Origin of the sequence: Klebsiella sp. HMSC16A12 (assembly GCF_001808265.1) — a bacterium.
Lineage (GTDB): Bacteria > Pseudomonadota > Gammaproteobacteria > Enterobacterales > Enterobacteriaceae > Klebsiella > Klebsiella pneumoniae.
In genome coordinates this window covers 48318-64449 of record NZ_KV792634.1, presented here as the reverse complement: position 1 = coordinate 64449, position 16132 = coordinate 48318, and the positions used below count along the sequence as shown (strand labels likewise).

18 protein-coding genes are annotated in these 16132 nt (G+C 58.8%); 6 read left to right on the top strand and 12 right to left on the bottom strand.

Annotated elements, in window-relative coordinates:
• Positions 1 to 44: 44 nt before the first annotated feature.
• Positions 45 to 1457: an aminotransferase-like domain-containing protein gene (locus HMPREF3140_RS19465; RefSeq protein WP_002887384.1), complete on the bottom strand. Its 1413-nt coding sequence runs from the start codon at positions 1455 to 1457 to the stop codon at positions 45 to 47.
• Positions 1458 to 1634: 177 nt separating this feature from the next.
• Here HMPREF3140_RS19465 and HMPREF3140_RS19460 point away from each other — a divergent pair, with 177 nt between their 5' ends.
• The 4 genes from HMPREF3140_RS19460 (at position 1635) to HMPREF3140_RS19445 (ending at position 4556) form a co-directional block, all read left to right on the top strand.
• On the top strand, positions 1635 to 1799 hold the full coding sequence (locus HMPREF3140_RS19460) for a DUF1127 domain-containing protein (RefSeq protein ID WP_002887388.1): 165 nt from the start codon (positions 1635 to 1637) through the stop codon (positions 1797 to 1799).
• Positions 1800 to 1963: 164 nt separating this feature from the next.
• Positions 1964 to 2428 (top strand): MarR family winged helix-turn-helix transcriptional regulator, encoded by a 465-nt coding sequence (locus tag HMPREF3140_RS19455; RefSeq protein ID WP_004177547.1) that lies wholly within the window; start codon positions 1964 to 1966, stop codon positions 2426 to 2428.
• 6 nt (positions 2429 to 2434) lie between these two features.
• Positions 2435 to 3502 carry an HlyD family secretion protein gene (locus HMPREF3140_RS19450; RefSeq protein ID WP_070553069.1) on the top strand — a complete coding sequence of 356 codons (1068 nt, stop codon included), beginning with the start codon at positions 2435 to 2437 and terminating at the stop codon, positions 3500 to 3502.
• Positions 3492 to 4556, top strand: a complete 1065-nt coding sequence (locus tag HMPREF3140_RS19445) for a DUF2955 domain-containing protein (RefSeq protein WP_002887411.1) — start codon at positions 3492 to 3494, stop codon at positions 4554 to 4556. Before HMPREF3140_RS19450 ends, HMPREF3140_RS19445 begins: the two co-directional genes overlap by 11 nt.
• On the opposite strand, the gene HMPREF3140_RS19440 is transcribed toward HMPREF3140_RS19445, so the two are convergent.
• The 8 genes from HMPREF3140_RS19440 to HMPREF3140_RS19405 form a co-directional block, all read right to left on the bottom strand.
• Complete coding sequence (locus HMPREF3140_RS19440; protein ID WP_004177546.1) at positions 4553 to 4807, bottom strand: putative Se/S carrier protein; 255 nt, start codon at positions 4805 to 4807, stop codon at positions 4553 to 4555. The genes HMPREF3140_RS19445 and HMPREF3140_RS19440 overlap by 4 nt on opposite strands.
• Positions 4804 to 5571 carry a putative 2-hydroxyacyl-CoA dehydratase activator YjiL gene (gene yjiL, locus HMPREF3140_RS19435; RefSeq protein ID WP_032410720.1) on the bottom strand — a complete coding sequence of 256 codons (768 nt, stop codon included), beginning with the start codon at positions 5569 to 5571 and terminating at the stop codon, positions 4804 to 4806. Before yjiL ends, HMPREF3140_RS19440 begins: the two co-directional genes overlap by 4 nt.
• A gap of 9 nt (positions 5572 to 5580) precedes the next feature.
• Positions 5581 to 6732: a double-cubane-cluster-containing anaerobic reductase gene (locus tag HMPREF3140_RS19430; protein ID WP_032410722.1), complete on the bottom strand. Its 1152-nt coding sequence runs from the start codon at positions 6730 to 6732 to the stop codon at positions 5581 to 5583.
• A 97-nt stretch (positions 6733 to 6829) separates the two neighbouring features.
• Positions 6830 to 7069 (bottom strand): DUF2164 domain-containing protein, encoded by a 240-nt coding sequence (locus tag HMPREF3140_RS19425; RefSeq protein ID WP_002887416.1) that lies wholly within the window; start codon positions 7067 to 7069, stop codon positions 6830 to 6832.
• Between the two features lie 25 nt (positions 7070 to 7094).
• On the bottom strand, positions 7095 to 8336 hold the full coding sequence (mdtM, locus tag HMPREF3140_RS19420; protein WP_032410724.1) for a multidrug efflux MFS transporter MdtM: 1242 nt from the start codon (positions 8334 to 8336) through the stop codon (positions 7095 to 7097).
• Between the two features lie 53 nt (positions 8337 to 8389).
• The gene (locus tag HMPREF3140_RS19415) at positions 8390 to 9682 is read right to left on the bottom strand and encodes a DUF445 domain-containing protein (protein WP_004146918.1); all 1293 of its coding nucleotides are present in this window, start codon (positions 9680 to 9682) and stop codon (positions 8390 to 8392) included.
• Complete coding sequence (locus HMPREF3140_RS19410) at positions 9675 to 10337, bottom strand: LysE family translocator (protein ID WP_020805198.1); 663 nt, start codon at positions 10335 to 10337, stop codon at positions 9675 to 9677. The genes HMPREF3140_RS19415 and HMPREF3140_RS19410 overlap by 8 nt, the downstream gene beginning before the upstream one ends.
• Before the next feature lie 47 nt (positions 10338 to 10384).
• On the bottom strand, positions 10385 to 11200 hold the full coding sequence (locus HMPREF3140_RS19405; RefSeq protein ID WP_021313606.1) for an AraC family transcriptional regulator: 816 nt from the start codon (positions 11198 to 11200) through the stop codon (positions 10385 to 10387).
• A gap of 215 nt (positions 11201 to 11415) precedes the next feature.
• On the opposite strand from HMPREF3140_RS19405, the gene HMPREF3140_RS19400 reads away from it, so the two are divergent.
• The gene (locus tag HMPREF3140_RS19400) at positions 11416 to 12354 is read left to right on the top strand and encodes an Rpn family recombination-promoting nuclease/putative transposase (protein WP_021313605.1); all 939 of its coding nucleotides are present in this window, start codon (positions 11416 to 11418) and stop codon (positions 12352 to 12354) included.
• 158 nt (positions 12355 to 12512) lie between these two features.
• Positions 12513 to 13883 carry an NAD-dependent succinate-semialdehyde dehydrogenase gene (locus HMPREF3140_RS19395; protein ID WP_004146105.1) on the top strand — a complete coding sequence of 457 codons (1371 nt, stop codon included), beginning with the start codon at positions 12513 to 12515 and terminating at the stop codon, positions 13881 to 13883.
• A gap of 97 nt (positions 13884 to 13980) precedes the next feature.
• On the opposite strand, the gene HMPREF3140_RS19390 is transcribed toward HMPREF3140_RS19395, so the two are convergent.
• The 3 genes from HMPREF3140_RS19390 to HMPREF3140_RS19380 all read right to left on the bottom strand — a co-directional run bounded on the left by HMPREF3140_RS19390 (position 13981) and on the right by HMPREF3140_RS19380 (position 16089).
• Positions 13981 to 14526, bottom strand: coding sequence for a YfaZ family outer membrane protein (locus HMPREF3140_RS19390; RefSeq protein WP_004177540.1), 546 nt, complete (start codon positions 14524 to 14526; stop codon positions 13981 to 13983).
• A 391-nt stretch (positions 14527 to 14917) separates the two neighbouring features.
• Complete coding sequence (gene yjiA, locus HMPREF3140_RS19385) at positions 14918 to 15874, bottom strand: GTPase (RefSeq protein ID WP_002887442.1); 957 nt, start codon at positions 15872 to 15874, stop codon at positions 14918 to 14920.
• 11 nt (positions 15875 to 15885) lie between these two features.
• Positions 15886 to 16089 carry a YbdD/YjiX family protein gene (locus tag HMPREF3140_RS19380; protein WP_002887451.1) on the bottom strand — a complete coding sequence of 68 codons (204 nt, stop codon included), beginning with the start codon at positions 16087 to 16089 and terminating at the stop codon, positions 15886 to 15888.
• Between the last annotated feature and the right edge of the window lie 43 nt (positions 16090 to 16132).

The following is a 16132-nucleotide window of genomic DNA, read 5'->3' as shown; positions in this document are numbered from 1 at the left end:
GTAGCCCCGGTAAGCGCAGCGCCACCGGGGAGAACAGGTTAAATTCACTCCATCGCCACCTTCACCGCTTCTCCCAGCTTCACCATCACCGCTTTATGTTTCTCGGTCGGCGGCAGGGCGCAGTTGATCCTGACGCAGTTGCGATACTTGCCCGCTGCCGAAAACAGCGAGCCCGGCGCGACCTGGATCTTCAGCCGGCACAGCTGCTTGGCGACGCAGACCATATCTACCTGCTCCGGGAGCTCAACCCACAGCATAAAACCGCCCTTCGGCCGGGTGACGCAGATCCCGCAGGGGAAAAATTCCCGCAGCCAGCAGGTGTAGATCTCGATATTGCGCTGATAGATCTGCCGCATCCGCCGCACGTGGCGGTGGTAGTGGCCTTCGCGAATAAAATTGCAGGCCGCCAGCTGAGTGGAGGGGACGTTGGTCCCGCTGGCGGCGTACTTCATCTGTAGCAGCTTGTCGTAGTAGCGCCCGGGGGCGATCCAGCCGATACGCAGCCCGGGGGCGATGGTTTTGGTAAAGGAGCTGCAGAGCATCACCCGGCCGTCGATATCCCAGGAGTGGATCGTGCGCGGGCGCGGGTATTCGGTGGCCAGCTCGCCGTAAATATCATCTTCGAAAATAACGATATCGTAGCGTTGGGCAAGGTTCAGCACCGCGCGCTTGCGGGCGTCCGGCATGATAAAGCCCAGAGGGTTATTGCAGTTTGGCACGAGGATCACCCCTTTGATCGGCCACTGATCCAGCGCCAGCTCCAGGGCCTCGATGCTGATCCCGGTTTCCGGATCGGTGGGGATCTCAATGGTCTTTAATCCCAGCCCGCGCAGCATCTGCATGGTGCCGTAGTAGCAGGGGGATTCCACGGCGATGATGTCCCCTGGCTGGCACACCGACAGCAGGGCCAGCGACAGCGCGCTGTGGCAGCCGCTGGTGAGCACCAGATCGTCGGCAGTTACCACCGATCCGCCGTCGAGCATCAGGCGGGCGATCTGCTCCCGTAGCTCGCGACGCCCGGCCAGCTCGTCATAGTTCAACACCTCAGTGAGGTTGTGCTGGATAGCCCGGCTCAGTTCACGCCAGATGGGCTTCAGGCTTGGCTGCGTCACGTCCGGCGAGCCGCCGCCGAAGGGGATGATCGATTTATCGTAGCGGGCGTCAAGCATGGTCAGCACCTGATCCCACTGGGTTATCTCCACCGGGCGCTGGACCGGACGCGACATCGGCGGCACCGGCGGCTGGGCTTTGCGCGGGGCGACGAAATAGCCCGATCGCGGCTGCGGCACAATCATTTGCTGCTGCTCAAGCAGCTGATAGGCCTGCTGGACGGTGCTGATGCTGACGCCGTGCTCCTGGCTCAGGCTGCGCACCGACGGCAGCTTTTCGCCATGGCGATACAGGCCCTGTTCGATGCGTTCGGCCAGCAGCGTAGCGAGATGTTGGTAGCGGGTCATGCTGTATCCTTAATTGCCGCCATACAGATGGAATAACCAGTACAGATGGGCGTAAAAATTGGGCTCTGGTGTACGTTTTAGCTAATCTGTATGTTAAAGAAAAGCGTTTTGTGAATCTGTATTCCTGACCCCTAAATCCGTGAAGATAAAGCCTCTGGCAAGGTGAGGAGGTAGAGGATGGAATTTCACGAGAACAGGGCAAGACAGCCATTTATCGGTTTCGTACTGCTGGTGCGGTTTATCAAAAAATGGTGGCTTCAGGAGCAAACGCGCAGAGTTTTGCAGCAAATGAGCGACGAACAGCTGAAAGATATCGGCCTGCGTCGGGACCAGATCAATTAAAACGTGCGGTTTTTTACAGGCAAACCTTCTTCATTATCCCGGTGAGCGCAAAGTGCCGCCGGGATACATTCACGAAATTTATCAATTGATGCGGCACGAGCTTCCGTTTCTTGATACTTACCCTGATAAGTATTATTTTCTTCTCAATAATGAGAGGAAGACCCGTGACTGAAGACGAACTGTTTGCCCGCCGCCCGCTGGGGATGCGGATGGCTATGGTGGTGCGCCAGTGGCGCGCCATTATTGACTCCGCTATCACCGATACCGGACTCACCCAGTCCAGCTGGACGGTGCTGATGCAACTGCATCAGCTGGGAGACAACGTCTCGGTCAGCGAACTGGCGGAGGTGCAGGGCATTGAACTGCCGCCGCTAATGCGCACCCTCTCATTACTGGAAAAGCAGGGCTATCTGGTGCGTTCCACATCGCCATATGACAAACGCATTCGCCTGCTGACGCTGACCGCCGAGGGGCGGGCTATTCTGGAAAAACTGAGCTGCGTGATCGAGACCTATCAGGAGCGCGTAACCCAGACCATCCCGGAGGCCGATCTCGCCACCTTCAGCGCCACGTTAAATCAAATCGCCTGCCGTTTGCGGAATATCCGCGAAGAAGATAACAAGATCTAACACACTATGATGACGCCTGAACAAAAATTTGCCCGCTGGGTACGGGTGAGTATTGCCGCTTTTCTGGGAATATTCGCCTGGTTTATCGTTGCCGATATCTGGATCCCGCTGACGCCGGACTCCACCGTCATGCGCGTGGTGACCCCGGTTTCGTCGCGGGTCTCCGGCTATGTCTCGCACGTCTACGTGCACAACAACAGCCAGGTGAAAAAGGGCGACCTGCTGTATGAGCTCGACCCAACGCCATTCATTAATAAAGTTGAAGCGGCGCAGATCGCCCTCGAGCAGGCGAAACTGAGCAACCAGCAGCTGGACGCGCAAATCGCCGCCGCCCGCGCCAACCTGCGCACCGCGCAGTACACCGCGCGTAACGATAAGGTCACCCTCGATCGCTACCAGCGCTTGAGTACGATGCAGAACGTCTCGCAGTCCGACCTCGATAAGGTGCGAACCACCTGGCAGACCAGCGAGCAGTCGGTCTCGGCGCTGAACGCGCAGATCCAGAACCTGCTGATCCAGCGCGGCGAGCGCGACGATAAGCGCAACGTCACCCTGCAAAAATACCGCAATGCGCTGGAGGAGGCGCAGCTGAACCTGGCCTGGACCAAAGTGCGTGCGGAAACTGACGGCATGGTCAGCAACCTGCAGCTGAACCCGGGGATCTACGCCACCGCGGCGACGGCTGTGCTGGCATTGGTTAACAACAACACTGACATCGTCGCCGACTTCCGCGAAAAAAGCCTGCGCCACACCGCGGAGAATACCGATGCGGCGGTGGTCTTTGACGCCCTGCCGGGTCAAGTCTTCCCGGCGCACGTGACCAGCAGCGACGCCGGGATTCTGGCGGGACAGGAGGCGGTGAACGGTCAGCTGTCGCAGCCGGAGCAGTCCACCCGCTGGGTGCGCGACGCCCAGCGGATGCGCATTCACGTCGCGCTGGATCAGCCGCTGGACAAACCGCTGCCGACCGGCGCCCGCGCTACGGTGCAGCTGTACAATAGCGAGGGACCTTTCGCCCGCACCTTCGCCGGCCTGCAGATCCACCTGGTGAGCTGGTTGCACTATGTCTATTAATACCCTGGCGCATGTCTTTACCCCGCACGGCAATATCGTCTACACGGCGAATGATTTTCGCCAGACGGTGCGTATCGCCGTGGCCGGGACCATTGCGCTCAGCATCTCCACCTTCTACGACGTACAGTACGGCGTATTTTTCGTCGTTTATCCGCTGATGCTGATGTCGCTGGTACCGATGTTCAACCTGCACGTCGCCCGCCAGTTTATATTTAGCGCGGCGGTAAACTGTGTCGAAATGGTGCTAATTGTCGGCTATTTGTCGCAGTGGCCGGTGATCATGACCCTGGTGGTGTTTGCCCTGTACGTGATGCGTTTCCGCTTTATGAGCCAGGGACCGCTGTTCCTGTTGGGATCAATGGGGGTGGTGTGCCAGAGCACGATGCTCAACTTTATGAGCTATCCCACCAGCAACTGGCACACCCTGATGTTCTCCAATATGGAAGCCTGCGTGATGGCCGTGGCGCTGAGCGCGCTGCTGCATTACCTGATCCCGGACGTCGAACCGCGCAAGCCGCCGCCGCGGATTGAGAAAGACGCCGCCCGCATCCGTCATGAGTCGCTGCTCTCCGGTACGGTAGCGACGATCATCTTTGTGGTGTTTCAGATCTGCGATCTCAGCGACTCGCTGTCGGCGCTGATGGCCGGGATCCTGATCCTGTTCCCGATGCACTATCGTGGGGCGGTGATCAGCTCGATCTGGCGCGTCGTCGGGGTGGTGCTGGCCTGTCTCTATATACTGGTGGTGCAGCTGATTATCTATGATTTCAGCAACCACATGATCCTGATGATGCCGCTGATTGGTCTCGGGCTGGCCTTCAGCGCCCGCCTACACGTGATGGAGAAAGTGGGCGCCGGGGTGGGCTTCGCCAGCATCACTACCATCGGCATTATGTTCGGCCAGAATTTGCATCCGTATCAGGATCTGGTGTTCAGCGATCTGTACCGCATCACCTCGGTGACGGTCTCGCTGGTGGTGACGCTGACCCTGGTTTTTCTCATGCACCGCCTGCTGAACTGTTTCGCGGCGACGCGTTTTGTGGTGAGCGATTAACCTGCCGGTGGGAAGGTGGCGAGACAGCGCCATGCTTCCCCGTTCTGCTGATACAGCGCCGCCGTCTGTTCCGGGACGATCCAGCCTCGCGCATCGGCTTCCGTCCCCTCCAGCAGGATGCACAGCCCGCAGCCGCTGCGCAGCTGGCGGGGTATATCTTTGACCTCGAAGGCCACTCCCGCCGCCTGCAGGGCTTTGCGCATCCGCACCACCCCCACCGTGGAGTGAAATAAAAACAGAAACGTTGTCATCCGCGCCTCCGCTGGCGCTGTCCGATCAGCGCCGCGCCGATCGCCCCGGCAAACTGGGCGTCGGGATGGGTTGTCACCGCCATGCCGACATGGCTTTCCAGCATCCGGGCAAAGGCGGCGCAGTGGCTGACGCCGCCGGTAAACAGCAGCGGCCCCTGCGCCGATAAGCGGCCGATAAAGTTCGCGCTGCGCCGGGCCATGGCGTTAATCACCCCCGCCAGAATCGCCTCCGGCGCGACGCCGGCCGACCGCAGACTGATGACCTCCGATTCGGCAAACACCGTGCACATACTGGTAATGGCGTGCGGTTCCACGCCGTCGGTAATGGCGTCCAGTTGTTCGACGCTGGCGCCGAGGGTGCGTGAAATGACTTCCAGAAAACGGCCGGTGCCGGCGGCGCATTTGTCATTCATCAGGAAGTCGCTGAGGTTGCCCCCGGCGTCCAGCTGGATAACTTTGCTGTCCTGGCCGCCGATATCAATCACCGTGCGGGTGTCCGGCGCCAGCAGGCGGGCGCCGAGGCCGTGACAAGAGATCTCCGTCACCTGCTTATCGGCAAAATCCACCAGCTGGCGGCCATAGCCGGTGAGGGTTAAAAAAGGCGTCTCCGTGAGGCCAGCGCGCAGTGTCTCCCAGGCATCGTGGATGGCGTCGGCGGGGCGAAAGGGGGTGGGGCAGAGGAAGCGGCGCACGATGACGCCGTCCGCCAACAGGATGCCTTTTGTGGCGGTGGAGCCGGAATCAATGCCAACCGTATAGTTCACGCCAGCTCCTTACAGCATTTCGATAAAGGCGGCGACGCGGGTGCTGAGCTGGCCGAGGTCCGCTGTTGAATAGTCGGTTTCAATCGCCATGTAAGGAAGATCGTGCTGTTGGCGCAGATGGCGTTTAATCGCCAGCGATTCCACGGCATAGGTATGGCAGGCCTGCAAAATGACGTCGATCACCCCGTCGGCCTGATACTCCTCCACCATCTGGCTCAGCAGCTGCAGACGCTGGTCGTTGGGGGAGATACAGGAGCAGCCGATGGCGAGATATTTATCGGTTAAGGCGTCGTAGACGTCGCCCTCTTCCGCCACGCAGCGCTCGGTCGCTTTCGCGCCGGTGCAGTTCTCATAGCCGACCACCCAGCCGCCGTTTTCCTCGATGGCGCGGACCACTTTTTCCGCCGCGCCGCCGATCGGGCAGCCGGTGATCAGGATCCGCGGACGAGGTTCCAGCCGTTTACCCTGCTGCCACTCCTGATGGATGCGCTCCGCCATGGCATGCAGTTCATCAATCAGGGCGGTTTTGTCGAAACGAAAAGTGGCGCCGTACACCACTTTCAGGATGTCGCCGCCGCTGAGCGCCGGCGGATTGAGCTGCCCGAGACGATAAAAGTGGGCCAGCGCCCGGCGCTCGCGATTTTTCAACACGATGGCTTCGCGCAGCGCCGCCTCGCTAATCGGCGTGCCAAACCGGGCCTCAATCACCTGCTGCAGGCGCAGGATCTCCGTTTTCCACAGTGCGCGCGAGGCGGCATCGCTGGCGCTGTTCGGCAACTGCATGACGTGGACCGCCTTGAACTCGGCCATGTACTCATACATTTTCTTTTTGCCGTCGCAGGTGGTTTCCCCAACCACCAGGTCAGAGAAATAGAAGTAGGGACATTTATCGGTTTTGCCGAAGCCGTAGCTGCTTTTGATAAGCGGGCAGAGGTTGCGCGGGAGATCTTTTTCCGCTTCCTCGATGGTTTCATCGGAGGTTGAGCACAGCGAGACGACAACGGCGCCCGCCGCCATGGCGATCTCCTGGGGCATAAAGGTGCAGTAAGTGCCCACCAGCGGTACGTTCTGCTCTTTAAGATCCATGACGGTGAGAAAGCCCTTCTGGCGAGCTTCTGAGAACAGGTCAAAAATGGCGGGTAGATCGGTGATAAGCGACATGGTTTTCCTTCCCCGTACACGGGAGATGCTGAAAGAGTCGCCATTATAGCCATGGTGTATGCAGGGTTTTATTGATCTCCTGCGTCTGTACGCGGTGTTAATAGACCTTTTTCAAATCCATCTCTTCCTGGATACGCTCGCTCCATGCCTGATGGGTGCGGATGGCCTCTTCGATACCGGCGTTGTAAAACAGCGGCCCCAGCTCTTTGGCGATAAAGTCGACGAAAAATTCGGCGTCAAACTGCTCCAGTTCGAGGTCGAAGGTCTCTGCGCAGTACTTGCTGAGCCTGTCGCGCAGCAGGTCGCGCTGCGCCTGGCTGAGTTCAATGTCATTCATGATGGGGCTTTCTCCGTAAAAGGGCTCACGACTGCCGGGCTTCGATCACCGCTTGTCCGCGCTGGTGGCGTAACAGTCCGGCCAGGCAGCAGGCGGCGACAATCCCGGCGGCCACCGCCAACAGGTGGAAGGGGAGTCTGCCGCCATGGAACCACAGCCAGCGCGCGCCTTCAATTGATAACGCGCTGACGCTGAGGATCACGATATTCAGCGAGGCGGAGACCGTGCCTTTCGGCAGGTCGTTGGAAAAGAGGGTAAAGCGAAACAGCGTCGGGAAAATCAGCCCGATGACGAAGGCGTAGAAGCAGGTGCCGACCACCGACCACAGCCAGACGTGGGGCCATACCAGATTGCCAACGATCAGGATGGCCAGGCCGAGCATCTGTACCGGCACCGCGCTGAGGACAAAGCGCGGGCGGGTGGGGTCTTTTACCCAGCGCGCCACCGACAGGTTGGCGATGATAACGGCGCTGAAGACCGGCACCTGGCTCCAGGCGAACTCGCTGGTGGTCAGTCCGCCGGCGTCCATTAAAATCACCGGCGATACCGCCACCCAGCTCATCAGCGGAATATAGCTCAGCGACAGCGTGGCGGCGCCGAGTAAAAAGATGCGGTTGCGAAAGACGTTGCGAAAATCGCGCAGCACGCCCAGGGGGCTGAACGGCACATCGCCGCGGCGCACCGTCTCCGGCATGGTCAACAGCAGGCCGAGCCAGGCCACCAATCCCATGGCGGCGATAATGCCGAACAGCGCTTTCCAGTGAATGAAATGCATCAGCGCCGCGCCGGAGAGCGGACCGACGATCGGCGCCACCAGCACGACGGAGGTGATCACCGCCATCAGTCTGATCGATCTTTTTTCCTCAAAGGCCTCTTGTACGGTGACGTAGCCGACGGTGGCGATAAAGCAGATGCTGGTGCCCTGCACGAAGCGGGCAATCAGGAACTGCGTCATGGAGGTGGTGAACAGGGTCGCCAGGCATGCGAGGGTGAAAATCAGCGCGCCGGTGAGCAGCACCGGACGCCGTCCTATCCGGTCAGAGAGCGGCCCCAGCAGCCACTGTAGCGCCATGCCGCCGGCCATATACAGGCTCACCGAGGCCGGAGCCAGCGCCACATCAGCATTGAAATCCCGCACCACGTGCAGGATCCCCGGCTGGATCAGATCGGTAGTGAGATAAGCGGAAAAATCATACAGAATTAACGCCGCCGGGAAGAACAGCGCGGCGGCGTGTCGGCTCAGCCAGTGGGAAATCCTGTGCATCATCTCGCCCTCCCTGTGGAATATTTATCAGCGCTATTGTTCGGATAGTATCATTGCTAACCAATATGCAGATGCAGCAGCGAGGGGATCTGCGAGAGCAGCCACAACAACAGGCCGATGGTTCCCCCCACCAGGGTACCGTTGATGCGGATGAACTGCAGATCTTTACCGATATTGAGCTCGATCTGCCGCGACATATCGCGGGCGTCCCAGCTCTTCACTGTGTCGCTGATATGGCGGGTGAGGAAGGCGGCGAACTCCGGCGCCACCCGGTGCGCCGCCTGCTCCAGGTGTTCGTTAAGCGATTCGCGCAGCGCGTCGTCGCGGAGTAAGGTTTCACCGAACCACTGCCCCGCCTCGGCGATACGCTGCTTAATACGTGAGTCGTCGCTGCTGATATCGTTTTTTACCCAGCCGCGCAGGTCGCCCCATACTTCGCCAAGATAGTGGTTAAAGGTCTCATCATTTTTTAGCCAGGCTTTGATGTTATCGGCCTTCTGCGCCATATCCGGGTCGGATTTCAGGTTATCGATAAGCTTTTGCACGGCGCGGTCAAAAGTCTGACGGATCTGATGCGTACGGTCGTGAGTCACCTCGTCCAGCAGGGTATTCACCGCGTCGGTGACCATCTCAGCGCTGTGCTCGCCGAGCCACTCGGTGGGTAGGAGTTTGGCCTTCAGCGGGTGTTCGGTCTCCAGCCAGTGTACGATGCCGCGGGCGATAAAGGCGCGGGAGCTGTCGCGCTGCAGCAGGGCAATCAGTTGGTTTATCAGCGAATCGAGCAGCTTTTGATGGCGATTGTCGCGGGTCAGTCCCTCCAGCATCATGGCGCTGGTCTGCGTCAGGTCGACCTTATCGATAGCCTTATGCACCGCGCGTCGCAGCAGACGTTGAATGCGCGCGTCATCGGTCAGTTCGAGAAAACCGCTCATCACCTGCAGCAGGTGCTGGCCGACCCGTCGGGCGTTCTCCGGCTGGCTGAACCAGTTGCCGAGCATCAGGGCTGGCTGATAGCGGCGGATCAGCGCGACCAGCGACGGGGTATCAAGGAACTTTTCCTCGACAAAGCGGCCGAGGTTGTCGGCGATGCGGTCTTTATTGCGCGGAATAATCGCCGTATGGCGGGCGACAAAGGGCAGCGGAATACGGCGAAACAGAGCCACGACCGCAAACCAGTCGGCCAGCGCCCCGACCATCGCCGCTTCGGAAATAGCTTTTAGCGCACCGACCCAGGGCGACGGTGGTAGCGCGAGGGTAGTGATAAAAATGGCGGCTGCAATCAGCAGCAGCGACAGCGCCAGCAGTTTGGCGCGTTTCAGTTCAGCGAGTTTTTCCATATGCTTAAGCATATAGCCTGACGGCGAGGTCGTGCAAAAATCGCCAGATAATCCCCAGGCCGAAGAGCATCAGGATCGCCCCCGCCGCCCGCTCGACTCGCCAGACGATGGCGCCCAGGCGGCGCTGTATCTGCGGCAGCGCAATCGCGCTCACCAGCAGTAAATCCCAGAAGAACACCACGCTGACCATCCACAGCCCGCTCACCGTTTGCTGAAGCAGGGTCACAGCCGGCCCGAGCAGGGAAGTCATCAGCGCCAGATAAAACAGGGCGTTTTTGGGGTTGAGCAGCGATGACCCCAGCCCCAGCAGCAGCTGCCTGCCGAACCCCGGACGCGCTGCGCGAACGCTCTCCATCGCCAGCGTCGCGGGACGGCTGCGTATCAGCAGGCTGCCAATCCACAATAAATAGCCCGCCCCCAGCAGCTCGATGAGCAAAAAAAGCAGCGGCGCCTGGCGCAGAAGCCCCCAGCCGACGATGGCGAGCACAATATACAGCGCATTGCCTGCGGCGATGCCGAGACACAATCCGATGCTGCCGCGGATCCGGTAGCGCACGGCGTAGCCGATCAGCAGAAAAAAATCAGGGCCCGGACTGAGCAGAGCGACAAAGTGGGACAGGGCTAGCGCCGGGAAGACGGCGGGAAAGAGCGTCGATAAGGTATGCATAGTGGCCTCGATAATGGTGCAGAGGCCACCCTACGCCAGGTGGCGTATTACTTATTGTCAGATATTGATCTGCTTTGCGCATACTGCCGCGGCGTGGCGGCGGTATAGCTGACAAAGGTTTTATGGAAATGGCTCTGATCGGCAAAGCCGGCCTGATAGCCGACGTCGGCGATAGGATCCCCGGCGCGTAAGCGCGTTTTCGCATATTCGATGCGCGCCATGTTGATCAAACTGGCAGGCGTCAGGCCGGTATCTTGTTTCACGGCGCGGATAACGGTCTCTTTACGAAGCGCGCTGTCGTGGGCCAGCTTATCCAGCGACGGCGACGCCGGCAGATCCATCGCCAGGCACTGAAACAGCAGGGCGCTGGCGTGATGCGGCGCCTGCGGCGCGGCGGCGCACAGCGGCAGCGCGTGCAGGAGTTGCGCCAGCCGGGCGGGCAGTTGTTCAAGGCGCCCGCGGCTCATCAGGGCGACAACCTGCTGGAAACTGGCAAAGAGAGGGCTGTCGCGCAGCAGCGGCTGCGGCGAGGTGATACTGGCGCCAGGGGGAATATCCGGGCGCTGCGCGTGGCACCATGTCGCGTCCAGGTAAAGCATGTGATAGCTGCGCGGCCTGCCATGCAGCGGATTACAGCTATGCGGCGCGTGCGGCGGGATCACGATCAGATCCCCGGGTTGCAGCAGGTACTCCTGGCCAGCGCACAGGCAGCGCGTTTCCCCCTCGATAATCGCCCCTACGGAAAGCTGGGGGTGGCTGTGGCGCTTATAGGCCTGGCGGCTGCGCCAGGTGCTGCGCAGCTCCAGCCACGGCAGACGATCGTCTCGCCAGAAGGTTTGGGGAATATCTCGGGTATGGTTCACTGCTTTGGCCTTTGCTGCGGGGATAAGCCGTTTATAGCATGCTGCGCCGAGGCTGTCGCCCGCCTGGATTTGCGTACCGCGTCGAAAAAGGATGTCACGCTTGCAGTCCGGGGAAATATGTTTTCGTAGCGGAATGTAAAATCCCGGTTTCCGGGGTGCCAGAGACATTCCTGGGATGTAGAGTCCCTGCAGGATAAGCAGGCAGGGATGAGCCGATGGCAAAGGGCACCACCTCGACGCCGCATGATGCGGTGTTTAAACAGTTCCTCACTCAGGCCGACACCGCGCGCGATTTTCTGGCGATCCATCTACCGCCTGCGCTGCGTCAGCACTGCGACCTCGATACCTTACAGCTGGAGTCGGCAAGCTTTATCGAGGAGAGCCTGCGGGCCTGGTACTCCGATGTGCTGTGGTCACTCAAAACCGCGTCTGGCGAGGGCTACATTTATGTGGTTATCGAACATCAGAGCTCGCCGGATGCGCAGATGGCCTTCCGCCTGATGCGCTACGCCATCGCCGCGATGCAGCGCCATCTTGATGGCGGTCATACAAAACTGCCGCTGGTGGTGCCGATGCTCTTCTATCACGGAGCGACCACGCCATACCCGTGGTCACTCAACTGGCTGGACTGTTTTGCCGATCCACAGCTGGCGAGTGAGCTTTATATCTCGCCCTTTCCGCTGGTGGATGTCACGGTGATCCCCGACGATGAGATCGTTCGCCACCGGCGCGTGGCATTACTCGAGCTGATACAGAAGCATATTCGCCAGCGCGATTTAATGGGCATTGTTGAGCAACTGACGACGATTTTACTTAGCGGGGACGCTAATGACAGACAGCTAAAAACGCTGTTTAATTATCTGCTGCAGACTGGCAACGCGCGCCGCTTTGGCCGGTTTATCCACGAAGTGGCGCAACGGGTTCCTCAGCACAGGGAGAGATTGATGACTATTGCTGAAAGATTACAGGAAGTGGGCCGCAGAAAAGGCAAACGGGAAGGCCGGCTTGAAGGCAGACAAGAAGGCAGACAAGAAGGACAGCATGCCGAGGCGCTGCGCATTGCCCAGAGGATGCTGGCTGACGGCATTGCCCGCGAGACGGTGGTGAAAATCACCGGCCTGACCGCCGACGAGATCGCCGCGCTGGCGCATTGATAACGCCGGGGCGGACTGACGGTCGCCCCGGTTAGCCTCTTTATGGAATATTCCGGATATACCTAACTTTACCCGCATCGCCAGCCATCTCGACTACCCTTAATATCCTTAACGGCATTTTTGACTGCCTTAGTAGCGATAACAAGGAGACATGCGATATGGCCTATCAGACGGTGAATCCTGCGAACAATCAGCTTATTAAAACGTACCCGGCGCACAGCGATGCGGATGTGGAGGCGGCGCTGCAGCAGGCGGATGCGCTCTACCATTCTGCCTGGGCAAAAGGCGATATTGAACCGCGGCTGGCGGTACTGCATAAGCTGGCGGATCTGATCGATAGCCGGGCGGAGGAGCTGGCAAAAATCGCTAGCCAGGAGATGGGGAAACTCATTAAGCAGAGCCGCGGCGAAGTGAAACTTTGCGCGCAGATCGCCCGCTATTACGCCGATAACGCCAAATCGTTCCTGGCGCCGGTGAAGTATCCCTCCGAACTGGGTGAAGCCTGGGTTGAGCACCATCCCATTGGCGTCTTACTGGCGGTGGAGCCGTGGAACTTCCCCTATTACCAGCTGATGCGCGTCCTGGCGCCAAACCTGGCGGCCGGTAACCCGGTTATCGCCAAACACGCCAGCATTGTGCCGCACTGCGCGGAGACCTTTGCCCATCTGGTGCGTGAGGCCGGCGCTCCGGAGGGGGCGTGGACCAACCTGTTTATCTCCCAGGATCAGGTGGCGAAGATTATCGCTGACGATCGCGTGCAGGGCGCGGCGCTAACGGGGTCGGAGAAAGCCGGCAGCGTGGTGGCGGCGCAGGCGGCGAAGCATATTAAGAAATCAACGCTGGAACTGGGCGGCAATGATGTGTTTGTCGTGCTGGACGATGCCGACCTGGAGCGCGCGGTGAAAATCGGCGTCCAGGCGCGGCTGAACAACGCCGGCCAGGTGTGTACCGCTGCCAAGCGCTTTATCCTGCACGAAAATATCGCGGATGCGTTCCTGACAAAATTTAGCGAGGCGTTTCGCCAGGTGAAAATCGGCGATCCGCTGGATGAAAGCACCACGCTGGGGCCGCTCTCTTCCAAAGATGCGCTGGATACCCTAAGCAAACAGGTGGACGAGGCGGTGAAAAATGGCGCTAAGCTGCATCTGGGCGGCAAAGCGGTGGCTCGAGAAGGCAATTTCTTTGAACCCACCATTTTGACCGGTATCACCCGTGATAATCCGGCGTACTTCGAAGAGTTCTTTGGCCCGGTGGCGCAGATCTACGTGGTGAAAAACGATGAGGAGGCAATCCAGCTGGCCAATGATTCCCACTATGGTCTGGGCGGCGCGGTGTTCAGTCAGGATATCGAACGCGCCAAACGGATGGCCTCCGCCATTGAAACCGGAATGGTTTATATCAACTGGCTCACCGATACCGCGCCGGAGCTGCCGTTTGGCGGCGTGAAGCGTTCCGGTTACGGACGGGAGCTCTCCGATCTCGGCATCAAAGAGTTTGTGAACCAGAAGCTGGTGGTGGTGCGCCGCTAAGCCTATGACCCGGCCATAAAAAAACCTGCCATTCGGCAGGTTTTTTTATGGCTAATGCTCAGCGCACCTTAACTTTATCGCGGGGCGTTGACCATAATCAGAAGGTGACCCCGCCGCCCACATAGGCGCCATCAATCAGGGTGTGGTTCGGGCGACCCTCTTTACCGTCAACGCTCACATGGCGGTAACCCACTTTCAACGTCACTGGACCAATCGGAGACCAGCTCACGCCGCCGTTCGCTTCAACATAGTTTTTCACGCTGTTGTTCAGACCATCCGGCGCGACATACCCTTCGCCAAACACGTGGATGCTGTCGGTCAGGGCCACGTTCACTCCGCCGCCGACCGGAAACGCGACGCCGTTATCGCCTTTTTTCGGCCCGAGGTAGATGGCTTTCGCGCCGGCGTTGAGCATCACCGGGCCCACTTCCAGGTTGTAACCCGCGCCCACGCCGCCGGTCTGGCTACCATCATCGGTATTCTTCAGCCAGTGGCTTTCGGCGTACAGGCCAGAAGAGGATTTACCCATTTCCATATTCAGATTAGTGAAGTTTTTACCCTGTTCAACGGTAAACCCCACCGCCATGGCGGAACCAGAGACCGCGGTCAGGGCTGCAAGAATAAGGATGTTAAGCTTTCTCATGGTTTACTCCTCGTCAATAAAGTTGTCTGAGGGAACCTTAACAAGCGATGTTTACCTCTGCAAATGTGACTTGCGTCGATTTTTTATGCTGGTTTTGTCAGGAAGGTGTTTTGAAAATGTTGTAATGACGTTGGGTTACGGCGAGGTCAATCATCAAATTTAGCCTGTTTAGCCGTGGTTTAATTGGTGGGCTAAACAGAAACTGAACAGAGCAGTCATTAATTATTAAGGGGCCTATTCATTCAGTTTCTTATAATTTCCAAAAATGTTTCTACTGTTACTTATTAAAACGTTGCTTTACATTTTTCGACGCGCTGCCGACGTTTGGTCCCTGTTTTTGACGAGGTCTCAGAGAGAAGGGGGCCTGCGCCTTAGGGCGCAGGCGGGCAGGTTAGCGTCGTAACCCGGCAAACGCCGCGCGAATTTCCTCTTCCGGCAACTGAATGCCGATAAACACCAGCGTGCTGTGCGGCGTTTCATCGCCCCATGGGCGATCCCAGTCGGCGCTGTAGAGGCGCTGCACGCCCTGGAACAGCAGGCGATTTGGCTCGCCGTCGATCCACAGCATGCCTTTATAACGCATCAATTGCTCGGCGAAGGAGAGCAGCAGATTTTCCATTACCCGTGAAACTTCACTGATATCCACCGGATAGTCGAGCTCGACCACAATCGACGAGACGTCATTCTGTTTTTCTGCCACAAAATGAAAGCGCGGTGTGGCGCTGACAACCTTCTCTTCCAGCATAAAACCGCTGGTGTTAAACAACTGGCTTAAATCGATATCGCCGTGAATGACGGTATAAATCGGCGCCCGCGCGTTAATGCGCGCCAGCCGTTCACGCAGCTTTTCGGTGTCGCCGGCGACGTCGGTTTTGGTTAACAGGATCCGGTCCGCGTAGCCGACCTGCGACTGGGCGATGGTGAACTGATCCATCTGCTGGTCGGCATGGACGGCGTCAACCAGGGCGATCACGCCGTCCAGCAGATAGCGCTCGCAGAGCACCTGATGGGAGAAAAAGGTCTGGATAATCGGCCCCGGGTCGGCCATGCCGGTGCATTCAATCACCAGCCGGTCAAACTCGATTTCGCCGCGATCGCGACTGTCGAGGAGATCGAGCAGGGCGTCTTCCAGTTCGTTGGAGCGTGTACAGCAGATACAGCCGTTGGTCAGGGTTTTAATCTGCGTGGCGCGGTCGCCGATGAGCTGATCGTCAACGGAGACTTCGCCGAATTCGTTTTCAATTACGGCGATTTTGAAACCGTGCTGCTCATTGAGGATATGGCGCAGGAGGGTGGTTTTTCCTGCGCCGAGAAAACCGGTGAGTAGGGTGACTGCAATCGGTGCCATTATTGCCTCCATTAACAGCAGCGTACGCCGCCTTTGCCGTCGCCGCCGTAGCGGGCCTGCTGGCGTTCGCGGAAGAATTCTTCATAAGTCATGTACGGCTGATCCGGATGGTTGGTTTGCATATGCGTGACGTAGTTGTCGTAATCCGGAATGCCAATCAGCATTTTTGCCGCCTGACCGAGATATTTTTTTGCCTGACCTAAGTTACCAAACATTATAAGTTCCAGATAACGAATAAAGCCGGATGGCGGCTAGCGC